We start from the raw sequence: 875 nt of genomic DNA on the forward strand, positions 1-875 counted from the left end.
CTGACGGCAAGTCGTGCCGCCGATCGACGAGGCGCACCACGGCGTCGGCCAAGTCCTCGCGGTGCACCGATGACTGTGCCGCGCACAGCATGCCGGGATAGAAATGCGAGATCAGGCGGTGCTCGTAGATCTGCGATATCTGCTGCGCGAGAAACGCCGAGCGCCCGTCGTCGTCGTAAACTCCTGCGGCGCGGAGGAAGACGACGGGGATGTTCCCGTGGCGCTCATGCAGCAATGCCTCGGTGTCGACCTTGGACTGCGGATACGCCCAGGACGCACCGATTGGCGACTCCTCGCTGATGCGCTCCTCCGGAGTGGCGGTCGGCTTATGGACCAGCATCGTGCTGGCGAAGACGAATTGCTCGACCTCGAACGATTGCAGCCCGTCAATCAGCCGGCGGGTGCCCTGGACTGTCACCTTGTCATAGAGCGGGTTAGGCTTGCCGGTTATGTCGTAATAAGCGGCTAGGTGGATAACCGACGCGATGCGGGCGCCGTATCGTGCGCGCACCTCCTCGAGCGCGGCGCGGACCGCCTCGTCGGACCCGAGATCGATGGCGACCGCGGCCGCAGGAGGCGGCGGGTCCGGAGGACCGGCACGATCGAGTCCGACGACCGTGTAGCGTTCGCCGAGCCGGGCAATGAGCGCGGCGGCTATGAAACCGCTCGCACCCGTGATGAGGACGATCTCAGGAGCACCCTTGCCGCTCCCGGGCTCGCTGCGTTCGACGTCGGTCATGACTCTGCCACCCTCGTTCGTTCACCTTTGAATACATCAACAGACCCAGCAGAGCTAACCTCACCTACATGCCCGATGCGGGCGGTGCGAGGGTGCCGAGCCATGCTACGAGCGCCAAGATACCAATCACGCAGGT

General features: G+C 64.7%; 1 protein-coding gene. It reads right to left on the reverse strand.

Going from position 1 to position 875, the window contains the following annotated elements; translation table 11 throughout:
- On the reverse strand, positions 1 to 739 hold a 739-nt coding region (locus F4U94_RS24125; protein WP_150412358.1), incomplete at its 3' end, for an NAD-dependent epimerase/dehydratase family protein.
- Positions 740 to 875 lie beyond the last annotated feature (136 nt).

It is taken from the genome of Sphingobium limneticum (assembly GCF_008710155.1).
In the GTDB taxonomy this organism is placed as follows: domain Bacteria; phylum Pseudomonadota; class Alphaproteobacteria; order Sphingomonadales; family Sphingomonadaceae; genus Sphingobium; species Sphingobium limneticum.